A 15,341-nucleotide genomic window follows, 5' to 3' on the forward strand; every position below is an offset into this window, starting at 1 on the left:
AAAACAACGGGGGAGAGGGGAAGCTGGCCGGTCACCTGAGCCGCCCCACCCACCGGAATCCTCTGCAAAAGGAGCAACACCATGATTGAAAAGATCAACCTCTCCGGTCCCGCTGACCTGCTGGCAACCATCCCGCACCTGCTCGGGATCACGCCCTCGGAATCGTTCGTGGTTCTCACCGCCCATGCCGGTGCCCTCGGCGCGACGCTGCGGGTGGACGCGCCCGAACACGTCGAGCCGGGCAATTACGCGCAGACGCTGACCAGCCACGCCGCCAACGATGACAAGGCCACGGCGTCCTACGTTGTCGTCTACGCCGATGAGAACCAGGACAGCTACCCCTACGCCGCGCACGTCGCCGCGTTGGTGTCCGCGCTGGCCGCCGCCCGGATGCCCGTGCGGAACGTCTGGCTCGTGACCTCCACTCACTGGATGGAGTTCGGCACGGACGGGGAGCACCCGCTGGAGCAGATCAGCGACAGCCACGCCAACGCGGCGTTTACCTTCTTCGGGAGCGCCACGGACATCGACGTCTACAACCCCGCCCTGCTGGGCACGTGGGCCATGCCGGTGGAAGCACCCGAGGGCACCGAAGCGGACATTGAGGAAGCATGCGCGGCGTGGGCGGCCGTGCTGGACAGCACCGGGACCCCGGACGGCGAGACGGCCCGGAGCATCGCGGGAGCGTTCCAGCACAAGATGGTCCGGGACTTCCTGTTCCGCGAGACCATCACCACCCAGAACGGCAACTTCGCCGACGTGATCCTCGGGACCTTCACCGGACGCCCGGACTGGTACCGGGTGGATCGGGCCCAGGCCATCGCGTTCGAGCTGATGAAGGCAGTCCCGGCGGGCCAGCGCGCACCGATGCTGACTCTGATGGGGTGGCTGGAATGGCTCAAAGGCAACGGCACCCAGGCGGGCCGGTACCTCAAGCATGCGGACACGGACGCGCCCGGGTTCCGGCTGGCAGGGCTACTGCTGGAACTGATCAACCGCGGCTCAGTGGCAGACGTCGCCCGCGACCCGGAAACCTCCTACCAGCGGCACAACAACTAAGTGGATAAGGGCCGGGTCGGGATCAGCCAATGATCCCGGCCCGGCCTTTTCTTCGTGGCGGGGCGGCCTCCCCCGCTTCGCTCCGCCGGCCGCCGGACGCTCGCGCGGGCGCAGCCAGGAACCCAGCTGACGTGTAGAAACCACGGCTACAGTGAACCCCAGGAACACTGCACCGACCAGGGAAGCGTGAGCATGGGAACCGAATACATCCTGACCGACGACGACAAGCCGGCTGCCGAGCCCAGCCTGGCTGAAGACGTCATCGAAATTCGTCTGCTCACCGCCGGGGAACCAACCGGGCCCGCGAATATCGGCTGGGCCCAGGAACACCACAACCTCTGACCACCAGGCAGCGAGACGCTGCCCACCCAAATTTCCTCTGCAGAGGGAAAACCCGGAAAGGCCGGCACCTGAGTGCCGGCCTTTCCTCATGTCCGCGCTTTTTCCAAAGACCGCCGCCACAACAGGAACGCCGCCAGGGCATTTAGGACGGTGATGAAGGCGTCGCCCGCTGCCGGCCGGGCAATCACAAGATCGACGACGACCAGCGCCAGCGCCCCCGCTGCGGCAACTGTGAACACCACAGCCAGGACCCGCAGGACCCGCGGAGAATCCAGCCCAGCACCGCGCCCCGCACGGACCGGGTGGTTAGTACGCGGAGCCGGCTCAGTCATGCCCTCACCCTACTCAGGAAGGGCATGCTCGCAGGGCTCGCACCCATTCGGGCGTCCGCTGGCGCGGCCGGCTGTGGGGTCCAGTGCTGCCCGTCGCAGGGCTCCGGCCCGCCCTGGCCCTGTCTTGTCTACGACGTCTTTTGGTTGCTGTCCTCCGGATTCTAGGCGTCCGCTCCACCCCGTCTAGCCCCTCCTTCGTCGGGGCCTGCGGTGCAGGAAATGTCCCTCCGGCGCTCCTGCGTCGCTGATTTCCTTGAGGGAATTTCCTTCACCTTGCCCTGCGGGTAGACAGGGCTCCGTCGGCCGCCGAGCAAGCGAGCTTGCCAGCAACCAAAAAACAACGGGGGAGAGGGGAAGCTGGCCGGTCACCTGAGCCGCCCCACCCACCGGAATCCTCTGCAAAAGGAGCAACACCATGAACGCAATAACCACCAAGACGGTGACCACCCAGGACACCGGGGAAACCATCGACGGCGTAACCGCGCTGGGCGACTACCACGAGAACGGCGGCTACGACTGGATGGAACTCATCGGCGAACACGGTTGGGCCGTCATCCCCAGCTGGGGCAGCGACGGCTGGGACCTTGGTAACTGGCCCTACGTCATGGTCGCCGCGACCCGGACCGCCGACGGCATCGGGAACCTGTTCGGCGTCGCCACCTACTGCGAGGGTGACGTGAGCTGCACGTTCTACCGGACCAAGGCCCGCCAATGGGACGCGATCACCGAGCAGGCGTTCTTCCACTGGAAGAATGGACAGGCCCACGGCCCGGACGACCTGCCCGAAGCCGCCGCGGAACTCCCGTCCCGCTACCGGATGCCGTACATGGCCAACGTCGCCTAAACCTGCTGAAACCTTGCCGGGCGGAACCACCGCCCGGCAAGGTACCTCCCTCCTCACCAAAGCACCAGGACCTGCCGAAAGGTTCGGGCGGTCCGCCGCCGGTGGTTGGCTGCCGTCGCTGGTCACCGGCGGCGGACCGCCATTTCCGGGAAGGCCGCCGGTGGAACAGCCAGCGGGCCGGCCAGACACAGGGCGGGGCCGGCATGGGCGGATCCAGGGGAGACGAAGCCAGGGGCATGTTCGCAGGGCTCGCACCCCTTTGGGGCGTCCGCTGGCGCGGCCGGCTGTTGGGTCCAGGGTGTGCCGTCGCAGGGCTCCTGCCCGCCCTGGCCCTGTCTTGTCTACGACGTCTTTTGGTTGCTGTCCTTCGGATTCTAGGCGTCCGCTCCACCCCGTCTAGCCCCTCCTTCGTCGGGGCCTGCGGTGCAGGAAATGTCCCTCCGGCGCTCCTGCGTCGCTGATTTCCTTGAGGGAATTTCCTTCACCTTGCCCTGCGGGTAGACAGGGCTCCGTCGGCCGCCGAGCAAGCGAGCTTGCCAGCAACCAAAAAACAACGGGGGAGAGGGGAAGCTGGCCGGTCACCTGAGCCGCCCCACCCACCGAAATCCTCTGCAAAAGGAGCAACACCATGAACACCACACCCACCCTCGAAATGCTCGACCCGGCCACCCTGACCGTGGACATCAACGTCCGCAAAGACGCCGCCTTGACCGCCGATTTCATTGCCAGCATCACAGAGCACGGCGTGATGGAACCGGTGATCGCCCACCGCAAGGACGACGGCGTGGTGCACGTCCTGATGGGACAGCGCCGCACCCGCGCCGCCGTTGAAGCCGGACGCGCCAGCATCCCGGTGATGATCATCGAGTCCCCCGAGGAAGCCGAACGGATCGTGACCCAGGTCGTGGAGAACATCCAGCGCGCCGAACTGACCGAAGCGGACGAGGCCGACGCCTACCACCAGCTGTCCCTGATCGGCGTCTCAGCCGCCGCGATCGCCAAGAAAACCGGACGGACCAAGACCACCGTGGAAGGGGCGCTGAAAGCCAAATCCTCGAACGCCGGATCCGCCGCCCTGGGCAAGGGATACAGCATCGACGAAGCACTCATCATGGCCGAATTTGAAGGGAACCAGGACGCCACGGAGGAATTGGAGTCCGTGATCGCGGACGAACCCGATCAGCTCCTGCACGTCGCGCAGATGCTCCGGGACCGCCGCGACCGCGCCGCCGCCCTCGCCGCACTCATCGCCGAGCTCGAGGCGGAGGGCAAGACCATCGTCGAGGACGCCGGGCACTACGCCAACGAAGAGAACCTGTACGTCTCGGCCGCGAAACGGGCCGACGGGGAACCGGCCACCGACGAGGACGCCAACGCCTACCTGATCAGCACCGACTACCGGGGCCAGCACAACGCCCAGCCCGTCATCACCGGCTGGAAGGACCTGGGCTTCACCCCGAAGTACGAACGCTACGACGGCGACACGCAGGCCCAGAAAGGCCCGATGACCGAGGAACAGAAAGCCGAGCGGAAGACCCTGATAGCCAATAACCGCGAGATGGAAAGCGCCACCAAGGTCAGGCGGGAGTTCGTGAAGACCCTGCTGTCCCGGAAGACCGCGCCGAAGGGCTGGCAGTACTTCACCGTCCACGCCATCACCCACGACCCCGAAACCGCCAGCGGCTACGACGGCAAGGTCGCCACCGAAATGATCAGCACCAAGACCGGGGAGGACACCGACCGGTGGGGATGGAACCCGTTGCGGGACCACACCGCCAAAACCACCGCACGGCCCGAGTTCTCCCTCATCGCCCTGATCTGCGCAGGGTATGAAAAGACCATCCAGAAGGACTCATGGCGGAGCGCCGAGAAGCGGCATTTCCACTACCTGAACCAGCTCACCATCTGGGGTTACACGGCCAGCGCCGTGGAGCAGATCATCATCGATAACCACACCGCCGAAGCGGAGTAGCCTGAAAGTGTGCCGGGCGGCTGGATCCCCCAATACAGCCGTCCGGTCACTCACCCCGTGAAGGGCCGGGAACCTCCCGGATGTGGGGCGGTCCGCCGCCCAGGGCGAACCACAGCAGCCACTCACCAGCGACGGACCGCCATTCACCGCGACCACGCGACCGGCAGCACCACCACCCGCGGGACCAGGAACAACGAGGTACCCGGCCCGCGGCAGCACCACAAACCATTCAGCTAAGCTGAACCACAGATTTCCTTTGCAGAGGGAAACCCAGACAGGGCCGGCACACACAGTGCCGGCCCTGTCGTCGTTTAGTTGCAGGTTTACGGCCGTCCCGGAGCGATTGGGAACATTCCGTATCTTCCCTGGCCGCCCTCCCTCTTTGTGAACGTGATGATGGTTGTGTCTCCAGATACGTCCGCGGGGGGATCCTGGTTTTCTAGGACGATTGCTTGGCCTTCGAACTCCGTTGCCAGATAGCGGTAGAAGGAATCGGAGACGGAAGCGGGGATGGCTTCGTCTTCACCGGGATCCGGCTGTCGGTAGGTGACCAGGGGAGAATCGAGGACAACGAAGCCGGGATGTGGCTGTTCTCTGCGCATACAGTAGGTAGCCAGTGCGAGTGAGAACGCGGAGTGAAGTAGCGCCCTGGTGCCTTTTCCCCTTGAGCTCCGGGGGCGACCATCTACGATCAACTCAGCTTTCTCATCCAAGCGTGCTGTATTGGTTCCTGCCATACCCCAGCTGTTCAGGATCTCAGCGATCAAGGCTGCAAGTTCACGCTTCTCTTCATCGTTAACTGACCCTCCACTACTAGCTGGCTTCATCGCATCGAGTTCGATCGTGCTACGCAGGCTCTCAACGCTTCGTATTTGCTCCTGCGCCGAAAGCGCGCGCTCGATTTTGCTCTTGGCGGCATTGAGCTCGTGAAGGTCTTTCTTTTTTGGCGACAAAGTTCTATCAAGCTCGGAAACCCTGACCCCCAGTTCTCCAACGGCTTGCCTGGCGGCGTAGATCGTTTGCTGAATGTCCCGCTTCTCGGAAGCCATTGACTCGATTGTTGCTTCAAGATCGAGCAACAGTCCCGCGGTTTTTGCCATCTCTGCGACTGCTGCCTCCCTAAGCATTTCTGCTCCGGAAACGTCACCTGGGCCGTGCTGCTGGTGTTCTTTCTGCGCCCCGCACAACATGCAAATCTCGGGCTCGAACAGGCCTAGAAGGGTGCCACCCTCTGCAACCATCTCGAGACGCTGAATGTCAGAGTGGTATTGGCTACTCAACAGGCCAAATCGGGCCGAGAGCTCCTCAAGTTCTGTGAACCTATCCTCATGTCGTGACAGTTCAGCCCTGATGGTTTCGCGGTCATTGAGAACCGCATCGCGTTCCGCGACCGTCCCTTCGATGGAATCGTAGTGCTCGGTAATTGAGGCATTCAGACGTAGGAGCTGTTGGGTGGCATCGCTGGGCAGATCAGGGATCTCTCTGGAAAGCTTCGCCACAATCTGATCAAGAAGTGCAGATTTGCTGCGGCTCAGCGTTTCTTCGGCCTGGGATGGAGCCTCAACCAGGTCAGAGTCGTCCTCGTCCTCTAGCAGTAGCTTTAGCACTGATTTTTCGACAGTCGCACTTATACGCTGCCCAGTGAGGGCCGGCGCCGCCTGTGCCTGAATGCTTCCCTCGGAGATCACACATAGCTGAACAAGGTCCCGGAAGCTCAAACCGCGGGTTGTATTTTTGGCATTCGTTCGGACTCTGCGGCCAGCGAAGCCTAGTTCCGTGAGCAGATAATTAGAGAGGTTGTCCTCCTTGTCGGCGTTGTGTACTGGTTTGAGCACTCGGTCCGCAGGTGATGTGGGAAAGTCCCGCAGGTCACTGTTATAAAGTTCGAATTTTCCGCCGTTGAGCGGGCGAAGCAACGTGGCTGTTGTTCCGTCGACACGAAAACCCAGCAGCAGATGGGTGTAGCCCTCGACTTCGGGGATGCTGCGGAGTTCCTTGCCACCCAGCGCATAGTTGATGCTGTCGAGAATGAATGACTTGCCGGTGTCAGAAGGCCCTACTATCGCGGTAAGGCGATCATTGAAGTCGATACTTGCCGGATCCACACCTCGCCCAAGGAAGGTGAGGTGCCGGAGCTTCATGCGTGGGGGGGCCATACGTTTCCATTTCCTGGGTCTTCGGCATTGTGCAGTGGTGCGAGCATCCACTGGTGGGCCTGCGTGTCAGTGAGTTCGGCGAAGTGATTTGCTGCCCATTCGGCGCGTGTCCCTAGCGCAGCGACCAGAGGGGCCTCCATGAGGCCAAGAAAGCCCGCAGCTTCTTCCGTTGCGCGATAGGAAATTCCCTCTGCGGACGCAATGAAGGAGACCATGCCAGCGCTACGCATTAGTTGAAGACCCTGCTCGATAGTCCCCCTCTTCAACCCGAGTTCGCCGAGTGAGTTGGTTCGATCTGGATGGACGCTGGGGAGATCACTGAACATGCCACTGTGTAGTGTCCAGTGGTCCAAGATGGTGATCCGATTCAGATCGAGTGATTGAGGAAACACGGCGTTAAGGAGTATCACCGTTCGGATCCCGACCTCTACAGGCCCGTTGAAGAGGAGCATGCTAAGAGTCCTGCCCTATCCAGTTGAGTCGGTCATCGTTGGCTAACTGGTGGCAAAGTCCCGTGCGGTCACGCGGACGGATGATCCTGATTAGTGGGCTCGAATCCAACGGGACCGTTGATGCTTTCTCGGTGACTTTGGAGAGTCGGCTCATTCCGTTGGGATGATCCATCTGCTCGATGTCCACAACGCCGTCATACATGTCTTGTTGTAGGTCGCTGAACACAGCCGCCGGCACTTGATCTCTTGCACTCCCTCGCAGGTCTTCGGCGCTGAAAAAGGCTTCGCGTGCACGTTTGAAGTGTTCGCGAGACGAAGCATCCGAGATCTCCGCTTCAGTTTTCCAGGCTGTTCCATGTCGCTCGTTATAGACCTCTACCAACTTCTTGACATACACAGCCTCACGGCTCAGATCCACCTCTGAGGGGGTTTGCGCCAACTCCCGTGCTCGGGTGATGGGTCGGGTCCCGAATCGAAGTACGTGGTTGGGTGAACGCCGGTGCACAACTAAAACGTCCTCCAGGTCCTCAGCCTTGAAGAGGCTGTAATCGGTTCCCTGAGCAGTGGCACGAATGCGCGCCTGCATGTGGGATTCGGCATCATGAAGAGGACTAGAACTTCCCTCCAGCCAACTAAGGAAGCCCTCTTTGAGTTTGGACGGTGAACTGAGCAGCCTCGTGAGTGTTGGACCGCAGCCATGGGGGGCTAGAAATCGGTATCGTCGCGGAAGGGTATAAACCCCGTCCGTGACGCCAGCAATCACTTTGTACATTTCCGGATAGGCGTCGCCGGGCCTCAACGCTCGGTTATAGTGCTTGCACTGAAAGCAATCCCATTGCCCGTCAGTACCGGCATCCGTCAGTAGTCCAACGACATCCAGGCCGCGGTCGCCGCTTCCTCCTGGGATTTGGACGTGAAGGTAACCTTCGAGGGCGCGAGCCCACTCGTAGACGAACTCCTCCCAGTCTGATGGCGAGAAGAATGCAATGTACTGGCGAGGGAGCAGTGTAGGACCCGAAACGCCTAGCGAGTAGGTATCAGGTCCGGGGTCCGGTAGATCCACTAGGTCGTAGGTACCAGAACGCTCAGAAGGCACTGCGCTTTATCCCCAACTATAAATTCGGCTTTATCTCTGCCCAGACTATTGCCTCTGATTCAGGGAAACGGCTAGGGGCCAGACCTCGTGTCTTCCTGACGACAGGTCACGGACTCCTAAGACTTAGTCGCCTTCGCTGTCCCCGGCCCCTAGAGGTTGCGTCATAAACGACCGTTTTTGAAGGCACTCTTGTCCAGCGGTGGGGGAGCGGCTCGTCCAGGCTCCGGTTTCCTTTGCTCGGACGTCGCCGGAGGAAGCACCAATAACGGCCATTTCTGAGCTGCGATCGGCGGGCCTCCGAAAACGTCGTGCTTTGCGACAGCGAGTATGCCGCCAGGTTCGACAGGAAAGCGACCCGGTTTCCTTCCTTAGCCGATTGAATTGAGGTGAGTGGCCAGGGGCGTGATCTAGATTGATTTTCGGGTAATGGGCGCCCCTCGCTGCTTGACCGCGTGCACCCAGAGGGCCGGTCTTTGGCTGTGCTCCGGCCTGCAAAACATGCCTAGCTAATTCTGCTCGCTCTGGCTTCTATCATCTCCATGCCTTGCGTCACCGATTCTGCGGCGCCGAGCCGTTCACCCTCGGGCGATGTGAATCGCTGCTGCTGAAGGTTATTGCCATAAAGGACCACCCATCCATCACCTTCTACGGCCGGATCTAACCGGCCAGTTACCCGATTGTTGGATCTCCACCGGACGAGGTGTGAGCCGGTCTCGATATTCAAGCTGGCTGTGAGTTTCCCGTGTACTGTCCGCCCTGGGACTGCTATTGTCGCCCCTCGCACGGGGCCTGGCCTTGCCGTGGAGGCGGAGGTTGTGCTTACATCCGGTTCCCGCTTCGTTCGGGGATGTGCATGAAAGATGAACGTAGCGATCAGTGCAGCCGACGTGGCACCAAGGGCCGCGCCTATCGCGAGTACTGACAAGTCGCGGCCGGTGGGCTGCTGACTGGGCGCCCAAATCAAAAGGGTCAGAAAAAATGCGGAAGCCGTTAGGATTCCGAAGATCCAGCTCCACTTGCTACTCATGCCTAGAGCCTAAAAGATATGGCACTGGTGCACGCAACCATGACGATCTTTTGTCAGGTGTGCCACTTTCCTCGGTTCGCATGTTCAAGATGGAAACCTCTATGCAAAGGTCTAAAATCATCGTTCTGACCGGCGCGTCCGGCCTCCAAAAATGTATGACTTCGGCGTCAAATGGCGGCGTTGTCGCATCGCTATTTCGCGGGATGGTATACCCCGGTCCTTGCCGAAGACAGACCGTGGATAGAGTGTTGACATAGTATGCCTGCTCAGGATCGCGTCGACTGGGGTGGGTTATCGATTAGGTGCAACAGCAGGGGTGCGACGGTGTCACCAAGTTGGGAAGACCGCGCCCAATACTGCCGGGCCTGGGCCCGTTCTCCAGAGAGATACCGGTCGATGCCTAGGAAATTCAGTGCGTCAGAATCCTCGGGTAAGCCGCTCAGCCTGAGGAGAGCGGCGTCTCGGATGTCTTGAACTGAGGACAGTGTCGCCGCGTAGGTCGACGCGGACGGGGCGCCGTGCGTACCGGCCAGATCGAGGAACTCAATAGAGCCGTCGCAGTTGCCATCGAAGGCGTCCAACGCGGCCAGTGACAGCGCGGCTTGTTTCAAGTCGGTATCCGGAGTGTGCAGCGCGCTTTCAGCAGTGATCCTCTCCCATAGGGCTCGGGCTCCTCCCGCATCACCAACGCGGGCCAACGCTGTCGCAACCAAATTCATCGCCGCGGTGTTTCCTGCGTCCGCGGCTTTCTCCAACCAGTATCGGGATCCGGCATTGTCAGGCGGGTCCTGGTGATAGCCGAGCAGGTAACCGAGACCGCCCATTCCATTGCTGTTTCCTGCGTGGGCGGCTTTCTTTAACCAGTATCGGGCTTCGTCGATGTCACGCGGATCCGAGTTATAGGCTAGGGCTCCGAGGCTAAACATCGCATCAGAGTTTCCGGCTTCGGCAGCCTTTTTGTACCAGTTCAGGGCGCCGTTCAGGTCTGGGGGGTCGACCTCATCAGCGAGTAGGTCAGCGAGGCTGCACATCGCATCAGAGTTGCCAGCTTCGGCAGCCTTCTCGTACCAGTACAGGGCGCCGTTCAGGTCTGGGGGATCGACCTCCTCAGCGAGCAGGGTCCCGAGACTGTCCATCCCGCTGGTATTTCCAGCGTTGGCTGCCCTTTCGTACCAGTACCGGGCCTTCTCAAAGTCCGGCACGTCGGTCTGATGGGCCAAGTGGTCACCATGGGCGGCCCAGTGGGACCCCAAGTTCATCATCGCCCATGATTCCCCGGCATCGGCTGCCTTCCCCGACCAGTACCGGAAGCCTTCAAAATCTGGCGGGTCTAGGTAGTGCGCCAGCTGGACCCCTAGGTTCAGCATCGCGCTGGTGTGACCGGCGTTGGCTGCTTTTTCGTACCAGTACCGGGCGCCTTCAAGATCTGGCGGATCCAGATCTGTCTGAAGCAAGGTTCCGAGCAGGTACATCGCTTCGACGTGGCCGGCGTCGGCGGCCAGCTTCAAAGCGCGGATGGCGGCGCCGCTGTTCTGACGCCGGCGCGCTGCCTGGCTTACGGCATATGCGGCGTCAGGATCTGCAATCTTCAGGGCTTCGTCCCAGAAGCCCGCTGGAATCGGACGGGATGCACCTATCTGCCCGTCATCTGCAGCGAGCAGGTAGGAGAACGGGCTGTAGCCTAGTGTCCCGTCCGGCAGCAGATCTGGCCGGAGAGTAGCTACCCGGCCCGCACCTTTGGGCGGAGTGGCTGCCGCGGCAATTTGCTTGAGGACTGACTTTGCTGTGGGCCGGATCTCCGGACGTTCCGCGCGCAATTCATTCAAGGCCAAGGCGGCCAAGTCCTTCACTGGGACCGGTCCGGGCATGCCGACCCGGGTCCAGTCGATGGCCACCTGAATGACCTTGTGAAAAACAGGTTTGCTATCCCGGGCGTCGCGGTATTGTCGCAGCAGGGCTGGAGCGCCGGCCAGCTGCTCAGCTAGCCCGAACTCGGAAAGATCCTCCCCCGGGTAAGCATCTCGGGCCGCCTTTTGCTCTATCGGGTCCTCGCTGGTCGGTCTCAAATCCAGCTGCGTGGCGTCTTCCAACAGTCGGCGTACATCACGTGTAAATTCCCCGTCGTCAAGGGCCAGACGCGCCCGTTCCTCACTACGTAGCGTGGCGAGCACCATGGTTGGTCCGGGCCGTTTCAGCAGAGATGTCAGCAGGGCCGGAGTAAGGGGGGCCTGGCTAATCAGATATTCCTGCAGGTCATCAAGCCACACTATGATTTCGTCGGTGCCAGTCTGCAAGCGGGGATGTTTTGCCAAGGCGTGCAGAGCCGGTGGAGCCGGGGCGAGCAGGCGGCCCTCGGGCCACTGTGAACGGATGGCTTCGAAGGCGGTGCGGGTCTTGCCGGCCTTGGACGGGCCTACGAGCACTACCATCCGTCCAGAAACAAGTTTCTCCCGCAGTCGGACGTCCAGGTCACCGTGCGTGCGAGGCACGTAGGGATCCTGCACTCCGGAGCTGTCCCGGTTGCCGTACCAGGTTGGGGTGGCGCCCATGCGGTAGGGGTTAAGATCCCTGACCTGGGGCAGGTCATCGCCGTCGAGCAGCTCCACCAGCCCGGCCAAGGGTTCCACCGGTTCTGCGGCCGCCCACATCAGGTGCTCCGGGCCGGGCAGCCCGAGTGCGTCCGCAACCCCGCGAACAGCGGGGTCGGTGAACGCATCCCGGGCTATCCTGTCGAATGTCATGGCCTTTAGAGCAGAATCACCCTGCCGGTGGTGGTGTTCGACCACCACCCCGATTGCGAGACCGGCGTGGAAGAGTAGAGCCCCCGAGAAACCGCCCCAAGGTGACGGCCGCGCAGCTTTACGCTCTGTTTCCTTCGGCGTTCTCCAGTCGGCAATAGGTTCGGGGTGGACCCGGGTCTCGCGTATCAAAAGCCGGCCAGACTCTGCCTCATCGGTCTGGTAGATCGTCCCGTGAACCTCACCGGTATCCCTGGTGCCTTTTTCAGCGTCACGCTGGAATAGGGGGTATCCGATCGCCTCACAGTTTTGCAGCATCCCCGAGTAGTGGCGTTCCACACGGGCGAACGCCACCGCGGGCAGCAGTGCGTCCCAAGGGGCATCATCTCCAAGCCGCAGGACAGCTACGTCCAAGCCTTGAGATGCTACCACCCCAATGACGGGTGCGGGTGCACCGTCACTGGATCGGATGACGCGCAACGACGATAGCTGCTTCATCTTGAGTATGTCGCGGGTGCAGTGCTCGGCCGTCAGGACAAGCCGGCCCCCGACTAGGAAGCCAGAGCCCGACTGCTGGCGGCCATCGGTGAACGTAGCTATGACCATGACCACGCGGTCCTTTGGGACGCCCTTCCAGTCCGTGATGGTCGGCGTCATTAGGTTTCCGGTAGCTCAAGCATAAGGAGGGTCATTCATGGGGACCTACGGTATCTTCTGGGAAAGCCGGTGAGGCGATGGCGAAGTCGGGGGTCAGAGTCCCATCCTCCCGTTCCCACAGCGGCGCCAGTTTCAGGGTCAGCGTCTGGGTGGCGACCCTTTCATACCCACCACCGACCCCGAAAATCTCCCACCCAATCTTGCCGTCCGCGTCCTTGGTAACGGCCAGCTGTACCGTCAGTTCGACCGGCTCGATAGAAAACCGCATAACCTGGCCGTCGCCGGCGGCGGCCGCCTGCATCAACTGCGACCGCAGGGCCTCGATCGCCTCCGCGAGACCTACCACAACATTCGGCATAAAACGCCTCCCACCTGATTGATCTATCCGATGGCCCAACCGGTAGGCAGGCCCACGACGCGAACCAACCTGGGCACCGTCCCATCATCTTGTCGTACCGTGATATTTCTGGATAGGGCACGCTGGGCGCCAGCCCAGCGCCAGCTTCGTGGGCTGACGGTACCGTCATAAGATGCTCATCGGATAGGGCACGCCTGCAAGGACTTGCTGGGGGAGAACCGGCCCACTACCTCAATAACGACCGTATTTGCAGTGGTGAATGCGGTGCGTATGAGTAGCGGGCTATGTCAGGGGCAAGTGCCAGCGCCCGGCAGCTCAAAACTCGGCTCCGTAATCAATCTTGGTCAGAACGCTGGACTGGGCGTTTTTGACCACCCTATGCGAGCACGTGGGGATGATCCGCTCGTACTACGGTCGCCGCCGGGAGGAGCTAAAGACGGCGGCTATGTCCTGAAAGTCCTTCGTCTTTCCCGTCTTGGCAAGCACGGCCAGGCAAAGAATAAACGGCATCAATCGTTTTGCGCACTCGACGACGGCTAGGCCGAGGGATAGGGACAGTATTTCGTGGGTCATGGGAGCTCCTGCTTTCAGCTTTGAATAGGTGGTTGCCTAGTGCCGCCGTGAAGCAAGAAGTTCGCTGAAGGTGGCCTCGGGCTCCGATCTTGCTTCGGAAGGGCCCCTTCAGTAGTTACCTTGAGCGTTCAGGTCGCGGACCTGCCACGATGCTCAGCCCCCTAGGAAGGCCACCAATAAGTAATCTGCTACGGGCCCTAGGTCGGTATGCCCTAACAGTGATTCGATCCTGCCATATCGACAGCGGTTGTGTCAGTAGCGCCATGTCAGCGCCCCGTGTGACTTTCAGAAGCCGCGTGCGCACTTCACGCGCATTCTGTCACATACTTAGAAACAGTGACCCTTTGCATGACTTAGAATAAATGACTAGTTAAGTGACATATTTTGATTTCAGCCCGGTTCGGAATCACGCTGTCACTTAAACGAACGTATAAATGACAGAGGGGAACTGCGGTGCTCGTCGGATACATGCGCGTCTCCAAGGCGGACGGGTCTCAGACCACGGACCTGCAGCGCGACGCACTGCTGGCCGCGGGCGTCGACCCGTTGAAGCTCTACGAGGACCATGCCTCGGGGAAGAAGGACGACCGCCCCCAACTGGCGGCCTGCCTGAAGGGCTTGAATGCCGGTGACACCCTTTTGGTGTGGAAGCTGGACCGGTTGGGCCGGGACCTGCGCCACCTGGTGAACACCGTCCACAACCTGACCGAACGCGGCATCGGGCTAAAGGTCCTCACCGGCGAGGGCGCTGCCATCGACACCACCACGGCCTCGGGCAAGCTCGTGTTCGGGATCTTCGCCGCCCTGGCAGAGTTTGAACGCGAGCTCATCTCCGAGCGCACCATTGCCGGCCTGGCTTCCGCCCGTGCCCGCGGACGGAACGGCGGGCGGCCGTACAAGATGACGCCCGCGAAGCTCCGTCTTGCCATGGCCTCGATGGGAAAGCCCGGCACGAAGGTCAGTGATCTCTGCACCGAACTCGGGGTCAGCCGACAGACCCTCTACCGACATGTTTCGCCGACCGGGGAACTGCGCCCCGACGGTTCAAAGCTGCTTGTTGGCAATTGAGGCTCAGGGAACTCTCCTGAGCGCGCGGACTGGTCTCGCACGCGGGGGCAACTAAGTCCTGACAGACTCTCAGAGCACTTCAACTGGCCTGATTCTTACGCCGTGGGCGCGTCAGCAGCTGCGACGCCTTGATTATCGGGTGGTGGCTGTGCCGACCGGCCTCATCGTCCCAGCATGGAGGCTGGCGGCAGGGCAAAGGGTGCGGTGGAGAACTGCGGTGCCGCGGCGTTCATCAGGCGTCCCCATTGGCCGCCGGCAATGTCGGCGCCGTCGACGGCGGCATAGTACTTTCCGTTGATGGTGATGTTCTGGTTGACCCAGCGGGGCCCGATGCCCTGGTAGCTGCCGAACCATGAGGCCGTGGATATCCCCGAGGTGGCACCGACGGTCCAGGTCATGGTGTTTCCGTCGGTGGTGCCGGTTTTGGCGAAGATGTCATAGCTCTTGTTGACCGGAATGTTGTAGCCGGAGCCTTTGGTCAGCACGTTTTTCAGGGCGTAGGTGACTCCGGCGGCGACATCCGGGTCGATGGCCTGCCGGCAGTCCGCCCCGGGCACTGGGTAGTTCCGGCCGTGCGGGCCGGTGACCGAGTCCAGGGCGACCGGGTCGCAATGCACTCCGTTTGCCGCGAAGGTGGCGTAGGCGTTGGCCATGGACAGCGGTGCGA

12 protein-coding genes are annotated in these 15,341 nt (G+C 61.6%); 5 read left to right on the forward strand and 7 right to left on the reverse strand.

The annotated features are described in order from the left end of the window. Positions 1–81: 81 nt before the first annotated feature. Together QCD75_RS20305 and QCD75_RS20310 are read left to right on the forward strand one after the other, a co-directional pair. A complete protein-coding gene (locus tag QCD75_RS20305) occupies positions 82–1,059 on the forward strand; it encodes a DUF4192 family protein (protein ID WP_301231279.1) in 978 nt (325 codons plus the stop codon). A gap of 186 nt (positions 1,060–1,245) precedes the next feature. Then, positions 1,246–1,401, forward strand: a complete 156-nt coding sequence (locus tag QCD75_RS20310; RefSeq protein WP_301231293.1) for a hypothetical protein — start codon at positions 1,246–1,248, stop codon at positions 1,399–1,401. Positions 1,402–1,487: 86 nt separating this feature from the next. Here the strand turns inward: QCD75_RS20310 and QCD75_RS20315 are convergent, their stop codons facing one another. Continuing rightward, positions 1,488–1,733, reverse strand: coding sequence for a hypothetical protein (locus tag QCD75_RS20315; RefSeq protein ID WP_301231280.1), 246 nt, complete (start codon positions 1,731–1,733; stop codon positions 1,488–1,490). 415 nt (positions 1,734–2,148) lie between these two features. On the opposite strand from QCD75_RS20315, the gene QCD75_RS20320 reads away from it, so the two are divergent. Together QCD75_RS20320 and QCD75_RS20325 are read left to right on the forward strand one after the other, a co-directional pair. After that, positions 2,149–2,577 carry a hypothetical protein gene (locus QCD75_RS20320; protein ID WP_301231282.1) on the forward strand — a complete coding sequence of 143 codons (429 nt, stop codon included), beginning with the start codon at positions 2,149–2,151 and terminating at the stop codon, positions 2,575–2,577. A 628-nt stretch (positions 2,578–3,205) separates the two neighbouring features. Further along, complete coding sequence (locus QCD75_RS20325) at positions 3,206–4,549, forward strand: ParB/RepB/Spo0J family partition protein (RefSeq protein WP_301231283.1); 1,344 nt, start codon at positions 3,206–3,208, stop codon at positions 4,547–4,549. Between the two features lie 323 nt (positions 4,550–4,872). Here the strand turns inward: QCD75_RS20325 and QCD75_RS20330 are convergent, their stop codons facing one another. From QCD75_RS20330 to QCD75_RS20350, 5 genes are all read right to left on the reverse strand, one after another. Next, positions 4,873–6,690: an AAA family ATPase gene (locus tag QCD75_RS20330; protein WP_301231284.1), complete on the reverse strand. Its 1,818-nt coding sequence runs from the start codon at positions 6,688–6,690 to the stop codon at positions 4,873–4,875. Next, positions 6,687–7,157 (reverse strand): ABC-three component system middle component 2, encoded by a 471-nt coding sequence (locus QCD75_RS20335; protein ID WP_301231285.1) that lies wholly within the window; start codon positions 7,155–7,157, stop codon positions 6,687–6,689. Before QCD75_RS20335 ends, QCD75_RS20330 begins: the two co-directional genes overlap by 4 nt. 1 nt (position 7,158) lies before the next feature. Beyond that, on the reverse strand, positions 7,159–7,743 hold the full coding sequence (locus QCD75_RS20340) for an ABC-three component system protein (RefSeq protein ID WP_301231287.1): 585 nt from the start codon (positions 7,741–7,743) through the stop codon (positions 7,159–7,161). Between the two features lie 1,803 nt (positions 7,744–9,546). Then, entirely contained in the window at positions 9,547–12,624 is a 3,078-nt protein-coding gene (locus QCD75_RS20345; RefSeq protein ID WP_301231289.1) for a bifunctional trypsin-like peptidase domain-containing/SEL1-like repeat protein, read from the reverse strand. Between the two features lie 82 nt (positions 12,625–12,706). Then, the gene (locus QCD75_RS20350) at positions 12,707–13,033 is read right to left on the reverse strand and encodes a trypco2 family protein (protein WP_301231290.1); all 327 of its coding nucleotides are present in this window, start codon (positions 13,031–13,033) and stop codon (positions 12,707–12,709) included. A gap of 1,026 nt (positions 13,034–14,059) precedes the next feature. On the opposite strand from QCD75_RS20350, the gene QCD75_RS20355 reads away from it, so the two are divergent. Then, complete coding sequence (locus QCD75_RS20355; RefSeq protein ID WP_301231291.1) at positions 14,060–14,674, forward strand: recombinase family protein; 615 nt, start codon at positions 14,060–14,062, stop codon at positions 14,672–14,674. A gap of 161 nt (positions 14,675–14,835) precedes the next feature. Here the strand turns inward: QCD75_RS20355 and QCD75_RS20360 are convergent. Then, positions 14,836–15,341, reverse strand: a 506-nt coding sequence (locus tag QCD75_RS20360; RefSeq protein WP_301231292.1) for a penicillin-binding transpeptidase domain-containing protein, incomplete at its 5' end; no start/stop codon positions are given.

The organism is Arthrobacter sp. PsM3 (assembly GCF_030433895.1).
Classification (GTDB): Bacteria; Actinomycetota; Actinomycetes; order Actinomycetales; family Micrococcaceae; genus Arthrobacter.

Bases quoted from the DNA above. Each gene is read 5' to 3' on its own strand.
- QCD75_RS20305 (WP_301231279.1), top strand. From the start codon at position 82: ATGATTGAAAAGATCAACCTCTCCGGTCCCGCTGACCTGCTGGCAACC.
- QCD75_RS20315 (WP_301231280.1), bottom strand. From the start codon at position 1,733: ATGACTGAGCCGGCTCCGCGTACTAACCACCCGGTCCGTGCGGGGCGC.
- QCD75_RS20320 (WP_301231282.1), top strand. From the start codon at position 2,149: ATGAACGCAATAACCACCAAGACGGTGACCACCCAGGACACCGGGGAA.
- QCD75_RS20325 (WP_301231283.1), top strand. From the start codon at position 3,206: ATGAACACCACACCCACCCTCGAAATGCTCGACCCGGCCACCCTGACC.
- QCD75_RS20330 (WP_301231284.1), bottom strand. From the start codon at position 6,690: ATGAAGCTCCGGCACCTCACCTTCCTTGGGCGAGGTGTGGATCCGGCA.
- QCD75_RS20335 (WP_301231285.1), bottom strand. From the start codon at position 7,157: ATGCTCCTCTTCAACGGGCCTGTAGAGGTCGGGATCCGAACGGTGATA.
- QCD75_RS20340 (WP_301231287.1), bottom strand. From the start codon at position 7,743: ATGCAGGCGCGCATTCGTGCCACTGCTCAGGGAACCGATTACAGCCTC.
- QCD75_RS20345 (WP_301231289.1), bottom strand. From the start codon at position 12,624: ATGGTCATAGCTACGTTCACCGATGGCCGCCAGCAGTCGGGCTCTGGC.
- QCD75_RS20350 (WP_301231290.1), bottom strand. From the start codon at position 13,033: ATGCCGAATGTTGTGGTAGGTCTCGCGGAGGCGATCGAGGCCCTGCGG.